Annotated in this window: 23 protein-coding genes and 1 tRNA gene; 13 read left to right on the forward strand and 11 right to left on the reverse strand. The window is 62.3% G+C overall.

All coding sequences use genetic code 11. From position 1 onward, the window contains the following. Positions 1-200 precede the first annotated feature (200 nt). From CQ019_RS12550 to CQ019_RS12565, 4 genes are all read left to right on the forward strand, one after another. The gene (locus CQ019_RS12550; protein WP_105569832.1) at positions 201-1,808 is read left to right on the forward strand and encodes an ABC-F family ATP-binding cassette domain-containing protein; all 1,608 of its coding nucleotides are present in this window, start codon (positions 201-203) and stop codon (positions 1,806-1,808) included. 72 nt (positions 1,809-1,880) lie between these two features. Beyond that, positions 1,881-2,132, forward strand: a complete 252-nt coding sequence (locus tag CQ019_RS12555) for a hypothetical protein (protein ID WP_105569833.1) — start codon at positions 1,881-1,883, stop codon at positions 2,130-2,132. Between the two features lie 73 nt (positions 2,133-2,205). Continuing rightward, complete coding sequence (locus CQ019_RS12560; RefSeq protein ID WP_105569834.1) at positions 2,206-2,796, forward strand: dienelactone hydrolase family protein; 591 nt, start codon at positions 2,206-2,208, stop codon at positions 2,794-2,796. A gap of 112 nt (positions 2,797-2,908) precedes the next feature. Beyond that, positions 2,909-3,406, forward strand: a complete 498-nt coding sequence (locus CQ019_RS12565) for a hypothetical protein (protein ID WP_105553642.1) — start codon at positions 2,909-2,911, stop codon at positions 3,404-3,406. A gap of 87 nt (positions 3,407-3,493) precedes the next feature. On the opposite strand, the gene CQ019_RS12570 is transcribed toward CQ019_RS12565, so the two are convergent. After that, positions 3,494-3,566: transfer RNA gene (locus CQ019_RS12570), tRNA-Lys, on the reverse strand. A gap of 316 nt (positions 3,567-3,882) precedes the next feature. Between CQ019_RS12570 and CQ019_RS12575 the strand changes: the two genes are divergently transcribed. The 4 genes from CQ019_RS12575 (at position 3,883) to CQ019_RS12590 (ending at position 7,702) form a co-directional block, all read left to right on the forward strand. Beyond that, on the forward strand, positions 3,883-4,548 hold the full coding sequence (locus CQ019_RS12575) for a hypothetical protein (RefSeq protein WP_105553643.1): 666 nt from the start codon (positions 3,883-3,885) through the stop codon (positions 4,546-4,548). Between the two features lie 61 nt (positions 4,549-4,609). Further along, entirely contained in the window at positions 4,610-5,818 is a 1,209-nt protein-coding gene (locus CQ019_RS12580; RefSeq protein ID WP_258133586.1) for an MFS transporter, read from the forward strand. Between the two features lie 242 nt (positions 5,819-6,060). Continuing rightward, positions 6,061-6,675 (forward strand): hypothetical protein, encoded by a 615-nt coding sequence (locus tag CQ019_RS12585; protein ID WP_105553644.1) that lies wholly within the window; start codon positions 6,061-6,063, stop codon positions 6,673-6,675. A gap of 7 nt (positions 6,676-6,682) precedes the next feature. Next, positions 6,683-7,702, forward strand: coding sequence for an inorganic phosphate transporter (locus tag CQ019_RS12590; protein WP_105553645.1), 1,020 nt, complete (start codon positions 6,683-6,685; stop codon positions 7,700-7,702). Here the strand turns inward: CQ019_RS12590 and CQ019_RS12595 are convergent. From CQ019_RS12595 to pstS, 8 genes are all read right to left on the reverse strand, one after another. Next, positions 7,699-10,020 carry an FdhF/YdeP family oxidoreductase gene (locus CQ019_RS12595; RefSeq protein WP_105569835.1) on the reverse strand — a complete coding sequence of 774 codons (2,322 nt, stop codon included), beginning with the start codon at positions 10,018-10,020 and terminating at the stop codon, positions 7,699-7,701. The two genes, CQ019_RS12590 and CQ019_RS12595, sit on opposite strands and share 4 nt — an antisense overlap. Positions 10,021-10,037: 17 nt before the next feature. Then, entirely contained in the window at positions 10,038-10,871 is an 834-nt protein-coding gene (gene fdhD, locus CQ019_RS12600; protein ID WP_105553647.1) for a formate dehydrogenase accessory sulfurtransferase FdhD, read from the reverse strand. An 88-nt stretch (positions 10,872-10,959) separates the two neighbouring features. Beyond that, positions 10,960-11,157, reverse strand: coding sequence for a helix-turn-helix transcriptional regulator (locus tag CQ019_RS12605; RefSeq protein WP_105569836.1), 198 nt, complete (start codon positions 11,155-11,157; stop codon positions 10,960-10,962). Next, positions 11,157-11,621: a hypothetical protein gene (locus tag CQ019_RS12610; protein ID WP_105569837.1), complete on the reverse strand. Its 465-nt coding sequence runs from the start codon at positions 11,619-11,621 to the stop codon at positions 11,157-11,159. Before CQ019_RS12610 ends, CQ019_RS12605 begins: the two co-directional genes overlap by 1 nt. A gap of 211 nt (positions 11,622-11,832) precedes the next feature. Beyond that, positions 11,833-12,612: a phosphate ABC transporter ATP-binding protein PstB gene (gene pstB / locus CQ019_RS12615; RefSeq protein ID WP_096285961.1), complete on the reverse strand. Its 780-nt coding sequence runs from the start codon at positions 12,610-12,612 to the stop codon at positions 11,833-11,835. A gap of 48 nt (positions 12,613-12,660) precedes the next feature. Continuing rightward, a complete protein-coding gene (pstA, locus tag CQ019_RS12620) occupies positions 12,661-13,794 on the reverse strand; it encodes a phosphate ABC transporter permease PstA (protein WP_374954792.1) in 1,134 nt (377 codons plus the stop codon). Beyond that, a complete protein-coding gene (gene pstC / locus CQ019_RS12625; RefSeq protein ID WP_096285963.1) occupies positions 13,794-14,729 on the reverse strand; it encodes a phosphate ABC transporter permease subunit PstC in 936 nt (311 codons plus the stop codon). The genes pstA and pstC overlap by 1 nt, the downstream gene beginning before the upstream one ends. Positions 14,730-14,834: 105 nt before the next feature. After that, positions 14,835-15,950 carry a phosphate ABC transporter substrate-binding protein PstS gene (pstS, locus tag CQ019_RS12630; RefSeq protein ID WP_096285965.1) on the reverse strand — a complete coding sequence of 372 codons (1,116 nt, stop codon included), beginning with the start codon at positions 15,948-15,950 and terminating at the stop codon, positions 14,835-14,837. Between the two features lie 216 nt (positions 15,951-16,166). Between pstS and CQ019_RS12635 the strand changes: the two genes are divergently transcribed. The 3 genes from CQ019_RS12635 to disA are packed head-to-tail and all read left to right on the forward strand — an operon-like array spanning position 16,167 to position 19,829. Beyond that, complete coding sequence (locus CQ019_RS12635; RefSeq protein ID WP_105569838.1) at positions 16,167-17,297, forward strand: aromatic acid exporter family protein; 1,131 nt, start codon at positions 16,167-16,169, stop codon at positions 17,295-17,297. 30 nt (positions 17,298-17,327) lie between these two features. Next, on the forward strand, positions 17,328-18,722 hold the full coding sequence (gene radA / locus CQ019_RS12640; RefSeq protein WP_105569839.1) for a DNA repair protein RadA: 1,395 nt from the start codon (positions 17,328-17,330) through the stop codon (positions 18,720-18,722). A gap of 33 nt (positions 18,723-18,755) precedes the next feature. Then, on the forward strand, positions 18,756-19,829 hold the full coding sequence (gene disA / locus CQ019_RS12645; RefSeq protein ID WP_105553650.1) for a DNA integrity scanning diadenylate cyclase DisA: 1,074 nt from the start codon (positions 18,756-18,758) through the stop codon (positions 19,827-19,829). Here disA and CQ019_RS12650 read toward each other — a convergent pair. Further along, the gene (locus CQ019_RS12650; RefSeq protein ID WP_105553651.1) at positions 19,826-20,428 is read right to left on the reverse strand and encodes a hypothetical protein; all 603 of its coding nucleotides are present in this window, start codon (positions 20,426-20,428) and stop codon (positions 19,826-19,828) included. The genes disA and CQ019_RS12650 overlap by 4 nt on opposite strands. An 86-nt stretch (positions 20,429-20,514) precedes the next feature. Between CQ019_RS12650 and CQ019_RS12655 the strand changes: the two genes are divergently transcribed. Further along, complete coding sequence (locus tag CQ019_RS12655) at positions 20,515-21,423, forward strand: A/G-specific adenine glycosylase (protein ID WP_105553652.1); 909 nt, start codon at positions 20,515-20,517, stop codon at positions 21,421-21,423. 53 nt (positions 21,424-21,476) lie between these two features. Next, on the forward strand, positions 21,477-22,277 hold the full coding sequence (locus CQ019_RS12660; protein WP_105569840.1) for a DUF1206 domain-containing protein: 801 nt from the start codon (positions 21,477-21,479) through the stop codon (positions 22,275-22,277). Here the strand turns inward: CQ019_RS12660 and CQ019_RS12665 are convergent. Beyond that, positions 22,274-22,780 carry an amino-acid N-acetyltransferase gene (locus tag CQ019_RS12665; RefSeq protein WP_255248426.1) on the reverse strand — a complete coding sequence of 169 codons (507 nt, stop codon included), beginning with the start codon at positions 22,778-22,780 and terminating at the stop codon, positions 22,274-22,276. The genes CQ019_RS12660 and CQ019_RS12665 overlap by 4 nt on opposite strands. Between the last annotated feature and the right edge of the window lie 42 nt (positions 22,781-22,822).

Below are 22,822 nucleotides of genomic sequence, written 5' to 3' on the forward strand. Positions count from 1 at the left end.
CCGCCCCATCACCTGCTGTTACACTCGATTGCATGGATACCTACTAAGCCAGCCAATGACCAAGCACCCTATTTCCGGTGCAATCCGTTCATTTTGGCTACCGGCTTCGGTATCCCTTTTTTATGGCTCCTTTAAATAGTTGAGCCAGCTTCGAGATCCCTAAGCTCGGCAGCCTCTTCACATCCGTGGGAGAGCCACTTATGCCTTTGACTCCGCCGATCACACTGCACAACCTCAGCTTCAGTTGGCCTACCGGCGAGCGCGCCCTGACTAACCTGGAAGGCACTTTTCCTTCAGGACGCACGGGGCTTACCGGCGCGAACGGCAGCGGCAAATCAACTCTTTTGAAGCTCATCGCCGGGCAACTAAGCCCTAGCGAGGGCAGGGTGGAGGCCGCGGAAGAGCTCGCCTACCTGCCGCAGACACTTACCTTGCATCGGGACACCACCGTGACCGAACTGCTTGGGATCGATAGAACCTATCGCGCGCTGAAAGCCATCGAAGCCGGAAGCGTAGATCCCGAAGATTTTGATGCGGTGGGAGATAATTGGGACTTGGAGGCCCGGCTGGAGGCTGAACTGAGCCCCTTGGGACTCGGAACACTGGATCTGGATCGCCAGGTCGGCACCCTATCGGGCGGCGAAGCGATGCTGCTTGCGGTGCTCGGCCTGCGGCTAGCCGCATTGCCCATCACGCTGCTTGACGAACCAACGAACAACCTCGACGCACCAACCCGAGAATTGCTGTACGGGCTCGTGCGCTCCTGGAAGGGTACGTTGATCGTGGTCAGCCACGACATCGAGATGCTTGAGCTCATGGATCATACAGTGGAGCTGTACGCAGGAAAACTCAGAGTTTTCGGCGGACCCTACAGCGCCTACCGCGAGCAGTTGGAGACCGAGCAGCATGCCGCCGAACAGGCAGCAAAAACGGCTAGTGCTTCCCTAAAGGTGGAAAAACGCCAACGCGTCGAAGCCGAAACCAAACTCGCCCGCGCCAAACGCAAGGGGCGGGCCGAGCAGCTGGGAGGCGGCATCCCCAAGATTCTGGCCAATCATCTACGCCAGAAGTCCGAAGCCAACGCTGGCAAGATGCGTTCAAACCTCGACGGCAAAGTTGACAGCGCGCAGACCAAACTCGATCGGGCCGAAGAACGAGTCCGACAGGTAGAGCACATCAATCTGGAATTACCGGATCCGAAACTGCCTGCCAGCAAACAGGTTGCCCAGCTGAGTTCGGCCGCAGGTAAACACATTATCCAAGGCCCCGAACGCGTGGCGCTCATCGGCCCCAACGGGTCAGGTAAGACCACGTTGTTGCGGCAGCTGCTCTTCGGGGATGACGCTGGTGCCGGACCGTCTGGAAGGCTCTATCTGGAGCGGGTTGGCTATCTCCCGCAATTGCTAGTTGGACTTGACGAAGATCGTAGCGCCATCGAAAACATAGGCGAGGTCGCCCCATCGGCCGCGCCCGGGCAGGTGCGGAATATGCTCGCACGCCTGTTGCTCCGCGGAGCGAGCGTTGACCGTCCGCTGTCCGCGCTTTCCGGCGGAGAACGTTTTCGCGTTTATCTGGCCTCGCTGCTGCTGTCCGAACCTCCCGTGCAACTGCTCATTCTCGATGAGCCGACAAATAATCTGGATCTCGAGAGCGTGCGCCAACTCTGCGAGGCGCTGGCTCTCTACCGCGGCGCCTTATTGGTGGTCAGCCACGACCAGCATTTCTTGGACAAGCTGAATTTGGACTACCAGTTGGAGCTGTCTGCGGAAGGAACCATGACTAAGTCCTATCCCACGCCGGTTCGGTAGCCCCTCTGCGGCGTGTTGCCGGTTTACACTTGATCAAAGCACACCGCCGAGGACCCCGAAAGCAAGTTGAAAATGTCCTACCCCCAGCGCACCGTCGAAGTAGTCACCACCGGCCTGGTCATCGATCAGTCTGCAACTCTGCTCTGGAACGACATCCGACGAGCATTCATTTACGAAACCGGCTCCGGCCATGAGACCCTCACTTGTGCCGAGTTCATGCTGACCGAGGGCTACAGCGTAGAGATCAACAGTCAGATGCCTGGCTGGGATTCGGCTATCGAGCACCTACCGCAACGCATCGAGAATCTGGTTGACGAACGCTAAGTGACTCATTGACCCGAAGCATCTAGGGTCATAGGCTCGGTGGGGTAATCACCCGTCTCTGCTGGGAGCCCCGATGGCCGAGATCGTCTTATTTCACCACGTCCAAGGCCTCACCCCTGGTGTACGAGCCATGGCCGAAGAACTGGAAACTGCTGGCCACAAGGTACATACCCTCGATCTCTATGGCGGCGCCCAGCCAGAATCCGTGGAGGCCGGGCAGCAATTAGCGAACTCAATTAGTGAAGCAGAGATCAACCAACAGGTCTCCGCGCTGCTGGATTCGCTACCGCCAAAATTGGTGTATGTCGGCACCTCATGGGGAGCCTCATTGGCGCAGCGATACGCCCAGCAACGCCCCGGAGCCTTGGCTGCCGTTCTCCTGGAATCCTTCGTAGATCTGGATGCCGATTTGGGTTTCGGGCCATGGCCGGAGTCGGTGAAGGCCCAGATCCACGGCAAGGATGCAGACCCATTCTTCGCATTGGAAGGCGATCTGGGTGCGGCACAAGATTTCGTTGCGGGTCCCGGTAACGGCATCGCTGAGCTCTACACCTATGCGGGAAATCAACACCTCTTCACCGATAGCTCGCTTAGTTCCTGCGATCCGAAGGCACGGTCCTTGGTCATGGAACGTGTCCTCGGATTCTTGGCACCATGGGTCTGATGACAACTAGACCCCAGTTATCCACAGATCTTCTGAAGTAACCCAAGACTTCTGAAGCTGCTCCTAGGCTAAGCGGACCGGCAACTTTCCACTCAGCTTCCAGGAGCATCCCATGGCCGTCAGCAAGAAACGCCAACAGCACACGCACCGCGAGCGGCGCCGTCAACGCGAACGCTGTGAAGTCAAGGAACGCGCAACGCATCGCCAAAATCGCTTCACCGTTGCCGTCAATGATCTGTGTGAAGCTGATGGTTACGACGAGGTCCGTGCAGCATTAAGCCAGATGCAGAGGATCGCCCCGGATACGGAAGAGGCGCTCTCTCGAATCCTTCATGCCGAACCAGGTGAGATCCTCGCCAGCCGGCGAGGCTGGAAATCTGTCACTAATAATCTCAGCGACTTGGAAAGCGAGGTGTGGATCTACACGCCAACCATTCCGAATGATTGGGACGAATCATCGATTGACCAACCCACGGTGCTCGTCGTTTCGGAATATGACTATTACGAAATCTTTCCCGCCATGCGCGGCGGAAGGCGTGCCCACGGAATCGCCTTCTACGACAATCCCTTCCGCCTCATTCGAGAATTCCCGCAGATAGAGAGCTGGTAAAGACTCCTGCCAACCCAGGGCTGACGTCATCATGAAAAAGAATCGGGTCCCGCTCGCCTTAGCAAGTGGGACCCGATTCCTATGTTGTGCGCCCTGCGGGGGTCGAACCCGCGACCAATGGATTAAAAGTCCAGTGCTCTACCAACTGAGCTAAAGGCGCACGGCCGAAGCCAAAATCCATAATACCCGAAGTAGCGATTCATCCTTAATCGAGTCAATTTTCCTCGCGTTGCAAGGGGTCCATGGCCATTGAGCGGCCGTTCTGGAACGCGCCATTGCAGATAGTTGCAGGCTCTCATTAATGCCAGCGAAGTATGCAATTCAGCTTAGTTCTTGCGGGCAATCCGCCTCGCCGCGAGCACCCTCTCTCGCAGAAATTTCCTGCGCCTTCCGCGAATAGTCGGTCTATTCGTATGCGTCGTTTCACACCAAGCCCGATGGGGCACCGTCCACCAAAAAGGAGTAGTCTCGAAGCCATGAAAGGTGCACGCGCAGGATCCAAAGTTGGCCAAGTCTCAGGGTTCAGACATCACAAGCCACGGCCCTTCGCTCCCATAGATTTCGACCCCTATGAAGGCGGCGCCGACCCGGCGCGCATCTCGGAAGCAGCCCATCTATCGGCGCAGGCCTTCATTCGCCGCGGTATCGCGAACGAGGACCCTGAGGTTTCGCAAAGGCTAATTCAAGTCGCCGAAACAGAAGGCCTGGAGGTTCTTGCAGAGCTCTGGTCCGAAGCCCCTGCAAGGTCCCTGCCGGGAGCCTTGTGGCGCCTCTATGCCATCCGGGCGGCAACCATGAACAACGCTGAAACCATGTCTGCACGTTTCCGTGCAGGATCCCACCGTGCCGAGGTGGAACGCCTGGTGGCCGGTGTTGCCGAACCGCCGACGGCGGAAGAACTTAAAAACATGGCAACCTCCATACTTTCCGGAGCCTTCGATGGGGACTTCGCCCACGCGCTGGAACGCACCGCCGCCTATTGCCGGGTTCTCGCGTTGGGAATGACCGAGCATGCAGATGCAGCAGATCTTGCGCATGAAACCCGCGGCTCAAAACTGACTGCGCGAGCCAAATCGATGGCGAACACCGCAGAGGACTTGGAAGCCTGTGCCCGGCTCTGGCGGCTAGGCGCGTTGGACTGATCGCAGGCGATAAGCCCTTAGGATTGATTTGAGATACTGATATCGACAAAAGGTAGGCAGAGTGGGCGCGGAAGCCAATAATGCAGCTTCTGGAACCCTGCGATGGCTACTGATCCTCGTCGCTACCGCCCTTCTTTCGCAGACCACACTGAACCTCGTTCGCCCGGTCACCACATACAAGCTCATTTCCCTGGATGCCGGTCCAGTCACGGTTGGGCTCGCCACCGCAGCCTACGCCCTGTTGCCAATGGTCACCGCGGTGTGGCTGGGGCGATTCAGTTCACGGATCCCCAAGATTCGTTTTCTCATGCTCGCCGGAGCCGGCTTGATGGGCCTGGGCTCATTGGGCATTGCCACGGCTCAGGGATACATCATGGTGGCAGTTGCCAGCGCGATACTTGGCATGGGGCATTTGATGTTCACCATTGGCGGGCAGTCCTCGATCGCCCGCTATTTTCCCGATGACCAGCTGGATAAGGGCTTCGGCTGGTTCACCGCCGCGTACTCGGCCGGCCAGTTCCTTGGACCGCTGATCGCTGGAATCATCCTCGGCACTTCCACGGTGGCCGACTCCCCCGAACGCATTGCCGACATTAATTTATCGTTGTGGATCGGCGGCGCCTGCGCGTTGCTTGCCATTCCGTTGCTCCTGCCTAATCTGCAACCGAGAATCAAGAAGGTTGCGGCTAGCTCCTCGCCTAAGCCACAGGCTTCGATGGTTTCGATTCTCAGGGTCAAAGGCATGCCCTCGCATATGCTCGCCTCGCTGACGCTGCTGTCAATCTTGGACATCCTCACCGCGTTCCTCCCCTTGGTCGCAGAAAAGCATGGCGTGACGCCGGCCGCCGTGGGTGTCTTGCTGGCAATCCGAGGTAGCGCCTCGGTAGTTTCGCGGCTCTTCCTTCCGTGGATCTCACGCCACTTCAGCCGCAAGTCAATGCTGCTCACCAGCCTGTATACGGCGGGCATAACCATCGCCATTGCACCCCTGTTCATCGATACACTCTGGCTCGCCGGATTGGCATTGCTTATCGGCGGATTCTTCCTCGGCATGGGGCAGCCGGTGACCATGACCATGGTGTCCACCTCCGTGCCGTCTCAGGACCGCGGGGCAGCACTCGCGGTACGCCTGATGGGCAATCGCTTGGGCCAGGTGCTCCTGCCCGTTGCCGCCAGCACCGTGGCGGTCGGGGCGGGACCGGCCGGGGCTATTTGGTTCTGCTGTGGCCTGCTGTGCCTCAGCGGCATTGAGAAATCACTGCGTAACTAACGTGAGAATGCGCACCCGGTTCTCTCTATGGTTGACAGCAAGCGCTTAGTGCGAGAAAACTAGTAGACGGTGCCGGGCCGCTGGTAACCCCGGGCTCCAATATTCTGCCGCTTCGAGCGGCCTTCCGCCGAGAGGCGTTCCCGGTCCGGCATCACTTACGTTTCGAAGTTAACCTTTGCGACGTAAACTGTTCAGCGTTAGTACCAAAACTGTGACCTGAGACGAATGGTGCGCCGAACAACGTGAAGTTCCAAATCTTTCCTTCAGCATCGCGCGGCATTGAATTGCTGAGCGACTTGGCAAGCACCATCCGCAATTCGGTGGCCAGCGTTTCCGAAATGATCGGCAATCCCGATGGGCGTTCCGAGCAGCTCAAGGAGCTTGCCACGGCGGAAGCCCAAGCCTCGGATCTCTTGCACGCGTTGCTCACCCACCTGCGTACCAGTTACATCAGTCCGCTACCGCGCGAAGACATGTACATGTTTTCGCGGCTGCTGCACGAAACCATGGAGCAGCTCCGCGGCATTGGCGAACTGATCAATACCTTGGGTTCCACACCGCTCTCGGACCGAGCGGCCGAGCAGCTGGAACTGATCTCTCAGCTAGCCGAGCTCGCCTCGAATTCCGTACGAAGCTTGAATAAGCTTGATGATCTGGAAGACAACTGGCTGCAGATGATGCAGTACTCAAAGCGTGCGGCACGTACTCACCTGGTTTGGATTGATGAAATCTCCAACTTTTCCAAAGCCTCCACAATTCACAAGCATCAGCGTGTAGCCGATCACTTGCTGCTCGCCGCGAACACCCTGCGCCAGTTCTCCGATCACCTCGGCCGCGTACTGGTCAAGGAATCCTAGAAAACCCATGGATTTGCTCCCCTTATTCACCACCATCGCCATCGTATTAACTCTGGGTTATGCGGTGCTCAACGGATTCAGGGACTCCTCGACCGCCGTCGCAGCGGCCGTACGCACCCGCGCGCTGAGCCCGGGCATCGCCGTCGGTGCCGCCGCCTTGTTCGCGTTCATCGGCACCATGGCGACCACCACCTTCAGTACGGTGTTGATCAGCCGGCTGAATATGCAGCTGCCCGAAGACACCGTCGGGATGAAGTTGTTGATCGCCGCGCTCTTGGCCGCCGGGGCCTGGCTGCTGTTTTGCTGGTGGCGTGGCATACCGGTCTCCTCTACGCACGCGTTAATCTCCGCGTTGGTCGGTGCCGGTGCGGCGAACTCCTGGCTGGGCAACGAGTCGCTGGGCGGCGCGGTGGAACTTTTTACCCGCTCCGTGCTGCTCCCCCTGCTGGTCACCCCGCTCATCGCGTACGCCGCGTCCTTCTTGCTGGTGGTCCCCGCAACCTGGCTGATGCGCCACGATACTTCCAGAGACGTCAATACCCGCTCCCGAGCCGGCCAGGCTATCGCGGCTTGCGCCGTGGCGCTGGGCCTCGGGCTGCAGGACGGACAGCGTACCGCGGCAACGATCACCCTGGTGCTCATCACCGGCGGACATATGGATCCGGGGCCGGTGGCCTTGGCCATTCAGCTGATCGCCGCTTCGGCGCTGTCTTTCGGGGTGCTCCTCGGCGGCTGGCGGATCACCTATACGCTCTCGCGCCGGCTGGTGAATTTTGATCCGCTGCGTGGCATGGTCGCCCAAGGCGTTGCCGCAACCATGCTCTACGTCGGCTCGATGCTGCTGCACCTGCCGCTGTCCACCACCCAGGCGGTCACCAGCTCGATTGTCGGCGCCGGCGCGAACCAGGCCTTCGAGTCGGTCGTCTGGTACCGGGTCGTGAAGGTCTACGGGCACTGGATCGCCACCCCGGCAATCTGCATACTTGCCGGGGCGATCCTGGCCCTTGCCATGGACCCGGTGGGCTAGCTATCCAAGGTCGGGCCGGGCTGCTCGGTATGCGGCACGAAGCGTACGCTCATCGCCTTGAAGCCAGGAGTGTTGGACTCGCGGGCGACTAGTCCGCGGTGCACCAACGCGTTGGCCTCCGGGAAGTATGCTGCGGCACACCCCTTTGCCGTCGGGTAGGACACCAGACGGAACCTGTTCGCCCGGCGTTCGGTGCCGGCGAAGGTTGAGATCACATCGACCAATTCGCGGTCCTTGAACCCCATCTCGGTCAGGTCCTCCGGGTGAATGAGGATTACTCGACGCCCGTCCTTGATGCCACGGTACCGGTCATCCAGTCCGTAGAACGTGGTGTTGTACTGATCATGGCTGCGCATGGTCTGCAAGATCAGGTGGCCTTCCGGCGCCTTGAGCGCCTCGAAAGGCGAGACCGTGAACCGCCCCTTGCCGATGTCGGTGGCGAAGGAGCGCGAATCGCGTGGCGCGTTGGGCAGCACGAACCCGTTCCGTTCGCGCACCCGTCGGTTGAAGTCCTCGAACCCGGGCAGCACCCGAGCGATATGATCACGGATCACGTCATAGTCCTCGGCCATGGCCCGCCAGTTCACGACGTGGTCATCTCCCAGGATGGCTTGGGCCATGCGAGCCACGATCACCGGTTCGGACAGCAGGTGCTCGGAGACCGGGGTGAGCCGGCCCTGGGTCGAATGGATCACCGACATCGAGTCTTCCACGGAGAGGAACTGCGCACCCTTTGGGTGCTTATCGTCCTTGTCCGTGCGCCCCAGCGTCGGCAGGATCAGCGAGGTCTGCCCGTGCACCACGTGGGATCGGTTTGGCTTGGTGGAGATGTGCACCGTGAGCTTGGCACGCTGCATGCCCGCTTCGAGCAACTCGGTTTCCGAGTTCGCCAGGGCGAAGTTGCCGCCCATGGAGACGAACACGTCCACCTCGTCCTGCTCAAAGGCGTCCAACGCCTCCGTGGAGTCGTAGCCATGGGCGCGTGGGGAGTCGATGCCGAATTCGGCATCCAGCGCCTCCAGGAGCTCTTCTGTGGGCTTCTCCCAGATCCCCATGGTGCGGTCGCCCTGCACATTCGAGTGGCCGCGTACCGGGCATGCTCCGGCGCCCGGCTTGCCGAAGTTGCCTTGCAGCAGCAGCAGGTTGATGATTTCCTTCAGCGTCGGCACCGAGTGCGGCTGCTGGGTCAAGCCCAGCGCCCAGCAGAAGATGGAGGCCTTGGAAGCAATGAGCAGTTCGGCGATCTCGGTGATCTGCGCACGGGTCAGGCCGGTGGCCTCTTCGGTGGCTTCCCAATCCAGTTCTGCGCGGGCGCTCTTGTAGGCTTCGAACCCGTCGGTCACTTCGGCGACGAACTTCTGGTCCACCACGGATCCCGGATTCTTCTCCTCCTCGGCAAGCAAGAGATGCCCGAAGGCCTGGAAGAGCGCCAGGTCTCCACCGACCTTGATCTGCAGGAAGTGCGTGCTGATTTCGCTCGGCTTGCCGAGCATGCCGCCCACGGTCTGCGGGTCTTTGAATCCAAAGAATCCGGCCTCGGGCAGCGGATTCACCGCAACGATCTTGGCACCGCGCTTGCGTGCGTCGGCGAGCGCCGAGAGCATCCGCGGGTGGTTGGTTCCCGGGTTCTGGCCGACCACGAAGATCAGTTCGGCGTGGTCGAAGTCTTCCAGCGAGACGGTGCCCTTGCCGATGCCGATGGTCGGATTCATGGCCGAGCCCGAGGACTCATGGCACATGTTCGAGCAGTCGGGCAGGTTGTTGGTGCCCAGCGAACGGGCGAGCAGCTGGTACATGAACGCCGTCTCGTTTGCCGTGCGCCCCGAGGTGTAGAAGACGCACTTCTCCGGGGTGCTGGCCTTGACGTGCTCACCGATGGTGCTGAAGGCTTCGGCCCAGCTAATCGGCTTGTAGTGGGTATCTCCGGCACGGATGATCATCGGTGCGCTGATGCGCCCCTGTGAGCCAAGCCAGTATTCTGTTTTTTCGCGCAATACGCTGATCGGGTGCTGCTCCCACCACTCCGGGGTGACGGTGCGGGCGCTGGCCTCCTCGGCGATGGCCTTGGCACCGTTCTCGCAGAATTCTGCCGGCTTGCGTGCCCCGGTAATCGATTCGGGCCAGGCGCAGCCCGGGCAGTCGAATCCACCGCGCTGGTTGATGCGCGCCATGGAAAGCAGGGTGCGGCTTACCCCTGCTTCGGCGAAGCCGCGTTGCAAGGAAACGGCGACGGCCTTGAGGCCGGCGGCGCTGCGCTTGGGGTCACCGACCTTGAGATCATCTTCATTGATGTCATCTTTGGGGGCTGGGAGATGCATGGTATTCCTCCACTGAGCTACTGAGTGCCTAAAATGCGTTGGGCATGAGTGTATAAGTTGATGCTGTTCCCACGGGAGAATCCGGCCAGCGTTACGCCACATTCATCTGCCAGCTCTACGGCTAGCGAAGAAGGTGCGCTGACGGCGCTGAGCACCGGGATTCCCGCCATGGCGGCTTTCTGGACCAATTCGAATGACGCGCGTCCGGAAACCTGCAGAATTGTATGGCTCAGCGGCAGGCGGTTATCACGCAGCGCCGCGCCGATGACCTTGTCCACCGCGTTGTGCCGCCCCACGTCTTCGCGCAGGATGAGCAGCTCACCGGTGGTGCTGAAAAGCCCCGCGGCGTGGACCCCGCCGGTGGAGCTGAAGAGCTTCTGGGAGTCGCGCAGGGTGTCCGGCATTGCCAACAGCACCGCGAGCTCCAGCCGCCCGGCTTCGGGATCGAGCTCGTAGCTGGATTTCTTGCGGACCTCGTCGATGGAGTTGGTTCCGCAGATGCCGCAGGCCGAGCTGGTCACCACGTTGCGGGCCGCGGACGGGTCAGGCGGCTGGGCGCCGAAACCCAATTGGGCCTCGATGACGTTATAGGTTTGGTTGCCCTCATCATCGGTGCCCATGCAGTAGCGCATGGCGGTCAGCTGCTCGGAGCGCGCAATGATCCCCTCCGCGTGCAGGAAGCCGGCGACCAAGTCGAAGTCGTCCCCTGGCGTGCGCATCGAAGTGGTGAATGCGGTGGATCCGAAGCGGATCTCCAATGGCTCTTCACCGGCAAGCTTTTCCTCGCGGACGAAGCTGCTACCGCCCAGCGTGGCGCGGATAATGCGCCGTCGCAGGATCTTGCGTCCCATTGCGGTATCTCTTTTCTTGCAAGTGCCCTGAGTCACATACCAACGTAACCTAAAGTCTGCTTCCGGCGCATCCTCATGACTTCATTTATTACTTGGCGTCAGGCTGGAAGAGGTCTTCGATCCGGCAGCCGAAAACTTCGGCGAGTTTGAACGCCAGCGGCAGAGACGGGTCATAGCGGCCCTTCTCCAGCGAAATGATCGTTTGCCTGGAGACTCCGAGCTCGTCGGCGAGCGCCTGCTGGGAGAAGCCCCGCTCCAAGCGGCGTGCGGGCAAGGTGTTTTCCACTACCCTTCAGCTCGCTTGATCAGCCAGTAGCGAACCGCGAAGTCAACCATGGCCACCATCACGACGCCGGCTAGCACCAGTCCTATCGACGCCTGGAACTGCAGGAAGGAAAACACCGCGCCACCCAGGCCGCAGACGAGCAGAAGGTCTTGGAAGACCCCGACTGCAGCCTTGTCGTACCACTGGGATTCCACCGATATCTCGGGATTTTTAGTGGCCCCGCGCAAGGTATCTCGGTCCAGCAGCAGCGCCCAGCAGGCTACCGAAAGTACCGGCAGCAGGCCGGCCATCATGACCAGGGCCGCCATTACGAAATTTTCCGGGAAGTTCAGCCTGGCGAAGAGCAGTCCCCCGCCGGCGGAGAGCACGAGCCCCACCAGCAGGCTGGTGATGATCAGCGCCGCCGAGCCGCCGCCGAAGCGCGATCGCCCCCACTTGGACTGGGCCACGGTTTTTGTGTTCATCTCAACTCCTGCTTCAATCCCTTAGCACGTAAACCTCACTTTACAGACAAGCTTACTTTACAGTCAAGCGACCTTTACATCATTGCTTAAAAACCAGCGGCGCCTTGCTTTCGCATGGCGCCGCTGGCGGTGATCCCCTCCAGGATCCCCGGAAGACCCCCCTTCCGGTCCGTCTGCCGCCCCGTCGCAATAGGGGCAGGAGACGAAATCTTTAGCCGAAGCGTCCGGAGACGTAATCCTCGGTGGCCTTCTGCTCCGGGTTGGAGAAGATGGCAGCGGTTTCGTTGTACTCGATGAGCTTGCCCGGCTTGCCGGTGCCCGCGATGTTGAAGAACGCGGTCCGATCCGAAACGCGCGCGGCCTGCTGCATATTGTGGGTCACGATCACCACGGTGAATTCGCTCTTCAGCTCGTTGATCAGGTCCTCGATGGCCAGCGTGGAGATCGGGTCCAGCGCCGAGCAAGGCTCATCCATCAAGATCACGTCGGGCTTCACCGCGATGGTGCGCGCGATGCACAGTCGCTGCTGCTGGCCACCGGAGAGCCCGGAGCCTGGCTTGTCCAAACGATCCTTGACTTCGTTCCACAGGTTCGCGCCGCGCAAGGACTTCTCCACCAGCGAGTCCGCATCCGAGCGGGAGATCTTCTTGCCGTTCAGCTTCACTCCGGCCAGCACATTGTCCTTGATGGACATGGTGGGGAACGGATTCGGACGCTGGAAGACCATGCCGATCTGGCTGCGCACGGTCACCGGGTCAACGCCTGGGCCGTAGAGGTCGTCGCCGTCGAGCAGCACCTCGCCCTCGACGCGGCCGCCGGGGATGACTTCATGCATGCGGTTCAGCGTGCGCAGGAAGGTCGACTTGCCGCAGCCCGAGGGGCCGATGAACGCGGTGACGGACTTTGGCTCGATGTTGATCGAGATATCTTCAACAGCGAGGAACTTGGAGTAGTAGACGTTCAGATCTTTGACGTCGATACGTTTTGCCATGATGTATTCCTTGAAAATCTAGTGGGGTGAGTGCCGGAGCCTAGCGGCTCAACGGCCCTTCTTCGGGGCGAACAGCGAGGCGATCAATCGGGCACCGAGGTTCAGCGCCATCACCATCAGGATCAGCAGCAGGGCAGCGGCCCAGGCGCGCTGCACCGAAGGGTCGATATTCGTCGGGCTGGTCGGAGTCAGGATCTGGTAGTAGATGAAGGTCGGCAGCGTGGACATCCAGTTTGCGAAGACGTTCGTATTGATGCTGCTGGCAATGCCTGCGGTCACCAGGATCGGTGCGGTCTCGCCAATCACGCGGGCAATAGCCAGGGTGACGCCGGAGGCGATACCGGAGATCGCGGTCGGGATGACTACCTTCAAGATGGTGCGCCAGCGGCGCACACCCAGCGCGTAGGACGCCTCGCGCAACTCGTTCGGAACGATCTTAAGCATTTCCTCGGTGGAGCGTACCACCGTGGGGATCATCAGCACGCTGAGCGCTACCGCCGCGACGATGCCCATGCGGGCGTTGGGGCCCAGGAGCAGTCCGAAGAACGCGGCGGCGAACAGGCCGGCCACGATGGACGGAATGCCGGTCATCACGTCAACGAAGAAGGTAATGGCCTTGGCCAGCACTCCGTTCTTCCCGTATTCGACGAGGTATACCGCGGTGAGCATGCCCACCGGCACCGAGATCAAGGTAGCCCACAAGGTGATCATCAGCGTGCCCAGCAGTGCGTGGTAGGCGCCGCCGATGACCGGTGCGCCGTCCGCTACGCTCTGGTTGTCCACCGCACCGGTGACCCCGTTCATGGAGCTGAACAGGAAGTGCGAGTTCATCCCCGGCAATCCCTTTTCCAGAACCGTGTAGAGCACCGAGGCCAGCGGGATCAGCGCCAGCAGGAAGGCCCCGTAGATCAGGTAGGTCCACATGGCGTTGCGGCCCTGGCGCCTGCCCTCGACCACCGAGGTGAGCACGGTACCGGCGATCACGAAGAGCACCGCCGAGTAGATCGCGAAGGTTGCCACGCTGAAGCCGGTCAGCGTGGAGAACGCGGCGCCGACAATGATCGCGCCGGCCGCGGTGGCGGGCACCGCCCAGCGGGGCAGCTTTCCCTTGGAAAGCGAATTGCGCTTGCGGCTCGGCGGGGTCGGCTGGGCCGCTTGGGTGTTGGCAGTCATGACACTCATCAGTTAGCTCCCGAGAATTCCTTGTGCCGGGCGATGATGCCACGGGCGATCATGTTCACGATCAGGGTGATCATGAACAGGACCAGGCCGGCGGCGATCAACTCGGCCAGACGCAACCCGAAAGCCTCGGGGAAGTTCAACGCGATTTCTGCCGCGATCGTCTGGTTGCCGGTCTTGATCAGCGATGGGATCAGGTTGCCGGTGGAGAGCACCAGGGCTACCGCCATGGTTTCACCCAGCGCGCGCCCCAGGCCCAGCATGACCGCGGAGATGATTCCCGGACGGGCGAAGGGGATCACCGCGGTGGTGATCATTTCCCAGCGGGTGGCGCCCAAAGCCAGGGCCGCCTCCTCGTGGAGCTTCGGGGTCTGCAAGAAGATTTCGCGGCTCAGCGAGGTGATGATCGGCAATACCATGACCGCCAGCACGATGCCTGCGGTGAGCATGGTCTTACCGGTCTGCGAGGCAGGACCGGCGAAAATCGGGATGAAGCCCAGATTCGCTGCCAGCCATTCGAAGGCCGGAACAAGTGCCGGGGCGAGCACCATATAACCCCAGGCGCCGTAGATCACCGAAGGGATCGCGGCCAGCAGGTCGATGACGTAGCCCAGCGGGCCGGCGACCTTACGCGGGGCGAAGTGCGAGATGAACAGGGCCACTCCGATACCGACGGGAGTGGCGATGAGAATTGCGATCGCCGAGGCGATCACGGTGCCGATAACAATCGGCCAGATGTAGGCGAAGAAGCCTTCCCCGCCGGAAATGTCGGCCGGATCGGCGACAAACGTCGGCAGGGCCTGAATGAGCAAGAAGATCGCAACGGCGAACAGCGTGACTAGGATCAGCACCCCGGCGGCTAATGCCGTTCCGGAGAAGATCTTGTCGCCCGCTTGACCCGAGGTCGATGACTTGCTTTTCAAAGCATTGGTAGTCATGGCAGGAGCCTTTACAAGGGAGGGGGTTACGACTGCGAGGTCGTGGGGTGGAGGGGGTTGCGTGGGCGAATCACTTCGATCCGCCCACGCGGTGCTGCGTTGTTACTACTTGGCGACGGTGATTGCGTCCAACGACTTCGCGGCCTTCTCGGCGATTGCCGCCGAGATTGGTGCGTTGCCCGCCGAGTCCTGAGCGGTCTTCTGGCCGTCTTCCGAGATCACGTAGTTGCCAAAGGCCTTTACCAGGTCAACTGTAGCCTGATCTTCGTAGGTGGTGCAGAAGATGTGGTACGAAAGCAGCACGATTGGGTAGGTGCCGGCTTCGGTGGTGTCGCGTTCCAGGTCCAGCGCCAGATCGATCTCGGCTGCGCCTTCGACTGGGGTCGCGGTCTCCAGCGCCTTGGCTGCCGCCTCGGCCGAGATCTTGGTGTATTCCTCGCCGACCTTCACGTTTACGGTGGACAGGTTGCCTACCGCGGAGAAGTCGGCGTAGGTGATGGCACCATCGGTGGAGGTGGTGGTCGAAACCACGCCGGAGGTGCCCTTGGCGTTCTCCGACTGGATGTCGCTTGGCCAGTCACCGGAAACGTCGTAGTCCCAGACATCGCCGGCAGCGGCGGAGAGGTACTCGACGAAGTTCTCGGTGGTGCCGGATTCGTCGTTGCGGTGGACCACGGTGATGGCGGTGTCCGGAAGTTCAACTTCTGGGTTCTGGCTGGCGATAGCCTCATCATTCCACTTGGTGATTTCCTTCTTGAACACCTTGGCGATGGTTGCCGAATCCATGTTGATCTCTTCGACGCCCTCGAGGTTGAAGGCAATCGCGATCGGGGAGACGTAGGCAGGGATGTTGAACGCGCCCTCGGGACCGCAAACTTCCTTGGCCTTGTCTGCTTCATCGGCCTTCAGGTAGGCATCCGAGCCGGCGAACTGCGCGCCGCCTGCGAGGAATGCTTCGCGGCCCGCGCCGGAGCCATCCGGCGAGTACTGCACGTTGGCTTCCGCGTTCTCGGCCTTGAAGCCGGTGATCCAGGCTTCCATGGCCGAGTTCTGGCTGGAGGCGCCGATGCCGGTCAGCGTGCCGGTGACGCCGGCTGCCGCCGAGCTGTCTGCACCTTCGGAGCCAGCGGCTGCGGTCGGGTTGTCGGATCCGCAGGCGGTCAGCGCGAGCGCGGCGACGGAAAGGACTGCAGCTGCGCTGCCAAAACGATTGAGCTTCACGAGTATAACTCCCCATTTGTCGATGATCTAAGTAGGACCAGCAGCGGACATCTGCCACGCTTCGTATACGACGTTAAACGCCCGAGGTAACCAGCTGACCCGGCGAAGGTGAACAAAAGGTTAACAACCTTTCGAACGCACCGTGAGCTCGCTCACTGCCGCAATAACCTCGTTGCCAGTGCTCCACGTCACGGCGGCTCATGGAACACTAGTCACATGCCCCAAGCACGAATTCCGCAACGCGTGAGCAAGTTCCTGGCCCAACGCAACCGTTCCGGGCTGGTGCGCGCGCGCAATTCCCTGCCGCGCATCCTGCGCATGACCCTGGGGGCAATCGGCGCGTTCTGGATCGCCTCGGCGATCTGGGGGCACACGGACCCGATCTTCGCCGCCACCAGCGCGCTGATCTCGCTGGGCTTCGGGGCCGCCACCACCACCCGGCGCACCGCCGAGGTGGCCCTGGGCTGCACGCTCGGCGTGGCGCTGGGCGATGGGCTCATGCACTGGTGGGGGCAGGGCATCTGGCAGGCCGCGGCGGTCATGTCGCTGTCCTTGGTCGTTGCCCGCTACCTGGATTCGGGAGCGATCTTCTCCACCCAGCTGGGCATGCAATCCGCCCTGGTGGTATTGCTGCCGGTCAGCGCGGACGGGCCCTTCGCCAGATCGTTCGACGCCATGACCGGTTCCGTGCTGGCGCTGCTGATCATCGTGCTATGGCCCAGCGATCCGCGGCGCACCCCGATCGGCGCCCTGTCGGATCTGCTCAAGGAACTTTCCGAGGCGATGATCGAATGCTCCTGGGCGGTGCGGGACGACGATCACCGCTCGGCCTTCCATGCCCTGATCAAGGCGCGCGCCACGCAACGCCACGTCGAAAAGCTACCGTCGGCCTTCCGCGTGGCCAAGGAAATCGCCACCCTGTCCCCCACGGCGCGCAGGCACCGGCACGAACTTGCCCGGCTGGCCTTGCGGCTGGAGCACTACGACCGTGCCGCGCGCAATAGCCGCGTCTTCGCCCGCCGCCTAGCCTCGGTGCTCAGCAACGGCGCGCTGACCGCCGAGGGGGCGCAGAATGTGGCACCGCTGCTGCGCGATGTGTCCGAGGCGGTCAACACCATGGCCCATTCGGTGCGCGAACCCACCGTGGCGGGGCAGCGAAAATTCGAGAAGGCCGCACGCCACCAGCTCGAAGCCGTGGCAGCCCAGCTTGACCCGCGGGAGCTGGGCGTCGAGGGGCTCCAAGGCGAAGGGCTGGTGCTGCTCCTGCGTCCGCTGGTCGTCGACCTCCTGCAGGCCGCCGGCCGCGATCACCAAGAAGCCGTCGGGCCGCTGCCCCGCCTGAGCTGAATTGTCCGCCGGCCTCGATAGCATTGGTACATGGCCAAGACCTCGACACGCAGCAAGTCTTCAGCAAGCTATAAATGCGCCGAATGCGGCTGGACGACGATCAAATGGGTCGGCCGTTGCGGCGAATGCCAGGCCTGGGGTTCGGTGGAGGAAATCGGCGCGGTAACCGCTCGCACCGCCCCGGCGGCGAAGGTCGCGAACCTTGCCCAGCCCATCTCGGAAATTGACGGTTCCGCGGCGGCTTTCCGCAGCAGCGGCGTCTCCGAACTGGACCGGGTGCTTGGCGGCGGCTTGGTGCCCGCCGCGGCGATCCTGCTCGCCGGCGAGCCCGGAGTGGGCAAATCCACGCTGCTCCTCGACGTCGCGGCGAAGGCCGCCCAGACCGGGCTTCGCGTGCTCTATCTAACCGGCGAAGAATCCGCGGCGCAGGTGAAATCCCGCGCCGAGCGCATCAACGCCATCGCGGACAATCTCTACCTGGCGGCCGAAACTGACCTGTCCTTGGCCCTCGGGCAGATCCGCGAGATCGACCCGCAGCTGCTGGTTTTGGACTCGGTGCAGACCTTCTCCTCGGCCGAGATCGATGGTTCCGCCGGCGGCGTTTCGCAGGTGCGTGAGGTTGCCGCCTCCATCATCAACGCGGCAAAGACCCGCGCGATGACCACCATCATGGTCGGGCATGTGACCAAGGAAGGCTCGGTAGCCGGCCCCCGCCTGCTCGAGCACCTGGTGGACGTGGTCTGCCAATTCGACGGGGAGAAGCATTCCCGGCTGCGCATCCTGCGCGCGCTGAAAAACCGCTACGGCGCCACCGACGAGGTGGGCTGCTTCGACTTGAATGAAGATGGCATCCAATCGCTGACCGACCCGTCGAAACTCTTCGTCACGCGAACCCGCAATCCGGTGCCCGGCACCTGCATCACGGTGACCTTGGAGGGCCGGCGCCCGCTGGTCGCCGAGGTGCAGACGCTGCTTTCGCGCTCTACCGCACCGGCCCCGCGCCGCGCGACCAGCGGCCTGGATCCGGCCCGTGCGCAGATGGTGCTCGCGGTCCTCCAAGCGCGTGCCCGCATGGATCTGTCCTCCATGGATTCCTATATCGCCACCGTCGGCGGAGTGAAAATCTCCGAACCGGCTGCCGATCTCTCCTGCGCCCTGGCGATCGCTTCCTCGATGAACGAATTCCCGCTCCCGCAGGACTTCGTCGCCTTCGGCGAGGTGGGCCTGGCCGGTGAGGTCCGCCAGGTTCCGGAGATCTCCCGCCGCATCACCGAGGCGGCCCGCTTGGGGTTCTCCTTCGCCATGGCTCCGGCCACCCCCGAGCCGCTGAAAAACATTCCGGCAGGCATCCGCGTCTTCCAGGTCGAGTCGATCGCCGAGGCCCTGGATGTCGCCTTTACCCAAAGGCAGAACTCCACGCGATAAAATGGGGGTTGCTGCCCGCTGAAAGGACGCACGGTGAAACTGCACCCCACCCCCGCATTGCTCTCCACCCTGGCCCGCATCGCCCCGGGAACCGAACTTGCCGAAGGTCTCGAACGCATCCAGCGCGGACGCACCGGAGCGCTGATAGTCCTCGGCCACGACCGGGTGGTCGAGTCCATCTGCTCCGGCGGTTTCCGCATCAATACCGAATACGCCCCGACCCGGATCCGCGAACTGGCGAAAATGGACGGGGCGATCATTCTTGACGCAACCGGCAAGCAGCTGCTGCAAGCCGGCGTGCAGCTGATGCCGGACGCGGTGATCGAAACCCAGGAGTCGGGCACCAGGCACCGTACGGCCGAGCGGGTGGCGATGCAGACAGGTTTCCCGGTGATTTCGGTGTCCCAGTCGATGCACACCATCACCCTCTATGCCGCCGGCGAGCGCTACGTGCTGGAAACCAGCGGGCGGCTGCTGGCTCGTGGCAATCAGGCGGTGGCCACCCTGGAACGCTATCGGCACCGCCTGGATCAGGTGACCAGCGCCCTGTCGGCAGCCGAAATCGAGGACGTTGCCACGGTGCGCGAGGTGCTTGCGGTGTTGCAGCGCACCGAGATGCTGCGGCGCACCAGCGAAGAGATCTCCCGCCACGTGCTCGAACTCGGTGTGGATGGCCGCTTGCTGGCAGCTCAGCATGCCGAGCTGCTCGCCGGGATCCAGACCGACAACCAACTGATCCTGCGTGATTACTCCAACGCCGAGGGCGCGGAGCTGGATATCGATGCGGCGCTTGAAAAGCTGCATGAGATTTCCGATTCGCAGTTGATCGAGCTGGAGGCGCTGACCAAGATCCTGTTCCCGCACGCGACGGTGAGCCAAGATGACCAGCTCACCCCGAAGGGCTACCGGCTGCTCTCGCAAATCCGCACGGTACCCAAGGCTATCGGCGAGCGCTTGGTGGCCGCCTTCGACAACCTGCAGCATCTCATGGCCGCTTCGACCACGTCCTTGATGGAAATCGAAGGGGTTGGCGAACAGCGTGCACGCTCGATCCGCGAGGGGCTGGCCCGCATGGCCGAATCCTCGCTGCTGGACCGCTACATTTAGTCCAGTTGGAAGGTGACGGGCTCCGAGTTGTTTTCGCCCAAGGCCGCGGTGAACTTGTAGGTTCCAGGTCGGGGCTGCACGTTGACCGACTTGCAGCCCGGGGCCGAACGCTGCCGGGACCAGGAGAAGCGCGCAGATTCTTTCTGCCCCGGCTTCATCATGAGCTGTACGTCTTCGCCGTCGGTGAGGCAATCGACCGTGGAGAAGATCCGATCGTTGCCGCTGGTAATCAAAAATTCCTGCTGCGTGGTGCCCACGTTCAGCTCGCACTCACGCTTGGAGGTATTCTCGATCCCGAGGATGAGCACAGGCTGCTTGTCGGTGGCGTAGGAACCGGCATCCGTCTGCGCGGTGATTTCGATCTCTTCCACCGTGCATTTTCCGTCCGAGCTCGGTTCGGCTGATTCGCTGGGGCTTGCCGAGTTGGTCGGCGCGGCTTGCGGATCGCCAGCTCCTGCCGGGCTGGCACCGAGGATTCCGGCCAGCGCAACGGTGCCCCACACCAGCAAACCGACAATAGCCAGTGCGATCGCGACCACGGCAATGCGCCGACGGCGATATACGCTCGCCGCCGATTTTGCCCCCGATGCATTGCTCATAGCTTAAGGCTAGTTCATCGCTGGCCCACAGCGCGGTAATGCAGGCCGATTCCGCACCGTGAATCCGCTCGCTTAGAGTGGAGTACGTGCAAGAAATCCACCGCCAGATCAATGACTGGTACTCCGCCAACGCCCGCGACCTTCCTTGGCGACGCCCCGGGGTCACCGGATGGGCCGTTATGGTCAGTGAATTCATGCTGCAGCAAACCCCCGTGGTACGGGTGCAGCCCGTCTGGGAAGAGTGGATGCGCCGCTGGCCGCGGCCCCAAGACCTTGCCGCCGAACCGCTCTCCGAGGCGCTCAAAGCGTGGGGGCGCCTAGGCTACCCGCGCCGCGCCATGCGCTTGCATGCGGCGGCCATCGAAATTACCACCGAATACAACGGCGTCGTCCCCGAAACCGAAGAGCGGTTGCGTGCCCTGCCGGGCGTGGGCGAGTACACCGCCGCGGCGATCGCCTGCTTCGCCTACGGGCAGCGCACCGTGGTGGTGGACACGAACATCCGCCGGGTGCACGCCCGGCTCTTCGGCGCGATGGCCTTGCCCGAACCGAACCCGCGGGCCAGCGAGTTCGCCCGCGCCCGCCAGGTGCAGCCCGAAGACACCGAAACCGCGAACCGCTGGAACATCTCGGTGATGGAACTCGGCGCGCTGATCTGCACCGCCCGCTCCCCGCAATGCGAGGCTTGCCCGGTTTTCGAGCACTGCGCGTGGATCAAGGCAGGGCAGCCGGCCCCGCACTATGTGCCCAAGGGGCAAGCCTGGAAGGGCACCGACCGGCAGGTGCGCGGGGCGATCATGGCGGTCCTGCGCGAACACGAAGAACCAGTGCGGCGCGAGACTTTCCTCGCCGACCTCGCGCGCCAGGAGCACGCAAAGTTCGTTGCGCTAGGGAAACTCGAGGCACCGCTCGAGCAGCGTGAACGCGCGTTGGCCGGGCTGCTGCGCGACGGGCTGGCGATTGACGATGCAGCCGGGGTGCGCCTGCCAAGCTGACCCGGTGCGCGCCGTGTCTCGCATTCGGCCTCCTGCCAACTTATGCTGTGCCTATGAAAGGTTCAGCCGACGCAGTTCACGCCGCCCGCATGGCGGCCGATCACCCCTGGTTTGAGCGTGCCGCGCGCTTGGGCTACGCCGCGAACGGCCTGCTGCATGGGGTCTTGGGCCTGCTCGCGGTCCTCCTGGCAACCGGCGGTTCGGCGGAAGCCGACCAGAGCGGTGCACTGCAGGCGCTTGCCGCGCAACCCTTCGGCGAGGTGCTGCTGTGGGTCTGCGCCGCCGGGGCCGCGCTGCTGGGATTCTGGCATCTCGGGCAGGCTTTTTTCGAGCAGGAGAAGCTTTTTGGCCGGCTCAAATATGTGGCCACGGGCCTGGTTTTCATCGTGGTCGGCGCCACCTTCGGCCGCTACGCGCTCGGCGGCAGGAGCGACTCCGGGCAGACGGCAAGCAGCTTCAGCGCCGAACTGATGGGCCATCCGCTCGGGCGGATCGCGCTGATCCTCTTGGGCTTGGCGCTGATCGCCATGGCGGGCTACTACGCCTACAAGGGTGTGACCCGAAGGTTCCTAGCCGACCTCTCGGCCTCGGGCGGAACAAAGTTCTCCCCCGCCATCAAGCTCAGCGGAACCATCGGTTATGTGGCCAAGGCCCTGGTGCTCGCGGCCCTCGGCTTGCTGTTCATCAGCTCAACGATCCAGCAGGACCCCGACGAGGCCACCGGGGTGGACGGGGCGTTGAAGGCGATCGGCGAGCAAAGCTTCGGGCCACCGGTACTCGCGGCTATCGGCGTCGGATTGCTGGCCTACGCCCTCTACCTGTTCTTCCGCGCGCGCTTCGACTCGATGGACTAGAAGGCCAAGATCATTCGCGTGTTGCCCAGCGTATTGGGCTTCACGCGGGCCAGATCCAGGAATTCCGCGACGCCTTCATCCCGTGAGTGCAAGAGTTCCTGATACACCTCATGGTCTACCGCCGACTGGTCCTCCATGACGGTGAACCCGTGGCGTTCGAAGAAGGCCACCTCGAAGGTCAGGCAGAAGACCCGGGAAACTCCGACGGCCTTGGCCCGGCGCAGCAATTCCTCGATGAGTGCATGCCCCACCCCCTGCCCGCGGTACCGGGCGCCGGTGGCGAGGGTGCGGATCTCGGCGATATCCTCCCAGATCACGTGCAGGCCGCCGCAGCCGGCTACCTCCCCGCCTGCGTCTTCGGCGATCACGAACTCCTGGATTGACTCGTAATAGGTCACCGACTCCTTATCCAGCAGAATCCGGTCCACCGCCAAGGGCCGCACAAGATCCCTGATTTTGGCGACATCGCTGGTACGGGCTGAACGGACGGTAAAAGTATTCACCTGCCAAATACTATTCGCGCGATCAACGCCACCCAAGCGTTC

Origin of the sequence: Arthrobacter sp. MYb229 (assembly GCF_002975405.1) — a bacterium.
In the GTDB taxonomy this organism is placed as follows: Bacteria; Actinomycetota; Actinomycetes; order Actinomycetales; family Micrococcaceae; genus Glutamicibacter.

Bases quoted from the DNA above. Each gene is read 5' to 3' on its own strand.
- pstB (WP_096285961.1), bottom strand. From the start codon at position 12,612: ATGGCAAAACGTATCGACGTCAAAGATCTGAACGTCTACTACTCCAAG.
- CQ019_RS12660 (WP_105569840.1), top strand. From the start codon at position 21,477: ATGAAAGGTTCAGCCGACGCAGTTCACGCCGCCCGCATGGCGGCCGAT.
- CQ019_RS12635 (WP_105569838.1), top strand. From the start codon at position 16,167: ATGCCCCAAGCACGAATTCCGCAACGCGTGAGCAAGTTCCTGGCCCAA.
- CQ019_RS12650 (WP_105553651.1), bottom strand. From the start codon at position 20,428: ATGAGCAATGCATCGGGGGCAAAATCGGCGGCGAGCGTATATCGCCGT.
- CQ019_RS12555 (WP_105569833.1), top strand. From the start codon at position 1,881: ATGTCCTACCCCCAGCGCACCGTCGAAGTAGTCACCACCGGCCTGGTC.
- CQ019_RS12550 (WP_105569832.1), top strand. From the start codon at position 201: ATGCCTTTGACTCCGCCGATCACACTGCACAACCTCAGCTTCAGTTGG.
- CQ019_RS12560 (WP_105569834.1), top strand. From the start codon at position 2,206: ATGGCCGAGATCGTCTTATTTCACCACGTCCAAGGCCTCACCCCTGGT.
- fdhD (WP_105553647.1), bottom strand. From the start codon at position 10,871: ATGGGACGCAAGATCCTGCGACGGCGCATTATCCGCGCCACGCTGGGC.
- CQ019_RS12575 (WP_105553643.1), top strand. From the start codon at position 3,883: ATGAAAGGTGCACGCGCAGGATCCAAAGTTGGCCAAGTCTCAGGGTTC.
- CQ019_RS12610 (WP_105569837.1), bottom strand. From the start codon at position 11,621: ATGAACACAAAAACCGTGGCCCAGTCCAAGTGGGGGCGATCGCGCTTC.
- CQ019_RS12565 (WP_105553642.1), top strand. From the start codon at position 2,909: ATGGCCGTCAGCAAGAAACGCCAACAGCACACGCACCGCGAGCGGCGC.
- CQ019_RS12595 (WP_105569835.1), bottom strand. From the start codon at position 10,020: ATGCATCTCCCAGCCCCCAAAGATGACATCAATGAAGATGATCTCAAG.
- radA (WP_105569839.1), top strand. From the start codon at position 17,328: ATGGCCAAGACCTCGACACGCAGCAAGTCTTCAGCAAGCTATAAATGC.
- CQ019_RS12590 (WP_105553645.1), top strand. From the start codon at position 6,683: ATGGATTTGCTCCCCTTATTCACCACCATCGCCATCGTATTAACTCTG.
- pstC (WP_096285963.1), bottom strand. From the start codon at position 14,729: ATGACTACCAATGCTTTGAAAAGCAAGTCATCGACCTCGGGTCAAGCG.
- pstA (WP_374954792.1), bottom strand. From the start codon at position 13,794: ATGAGTGTCATGACTGCCAACACCCAAGCGGCCCAGCCGACCCCGCCG.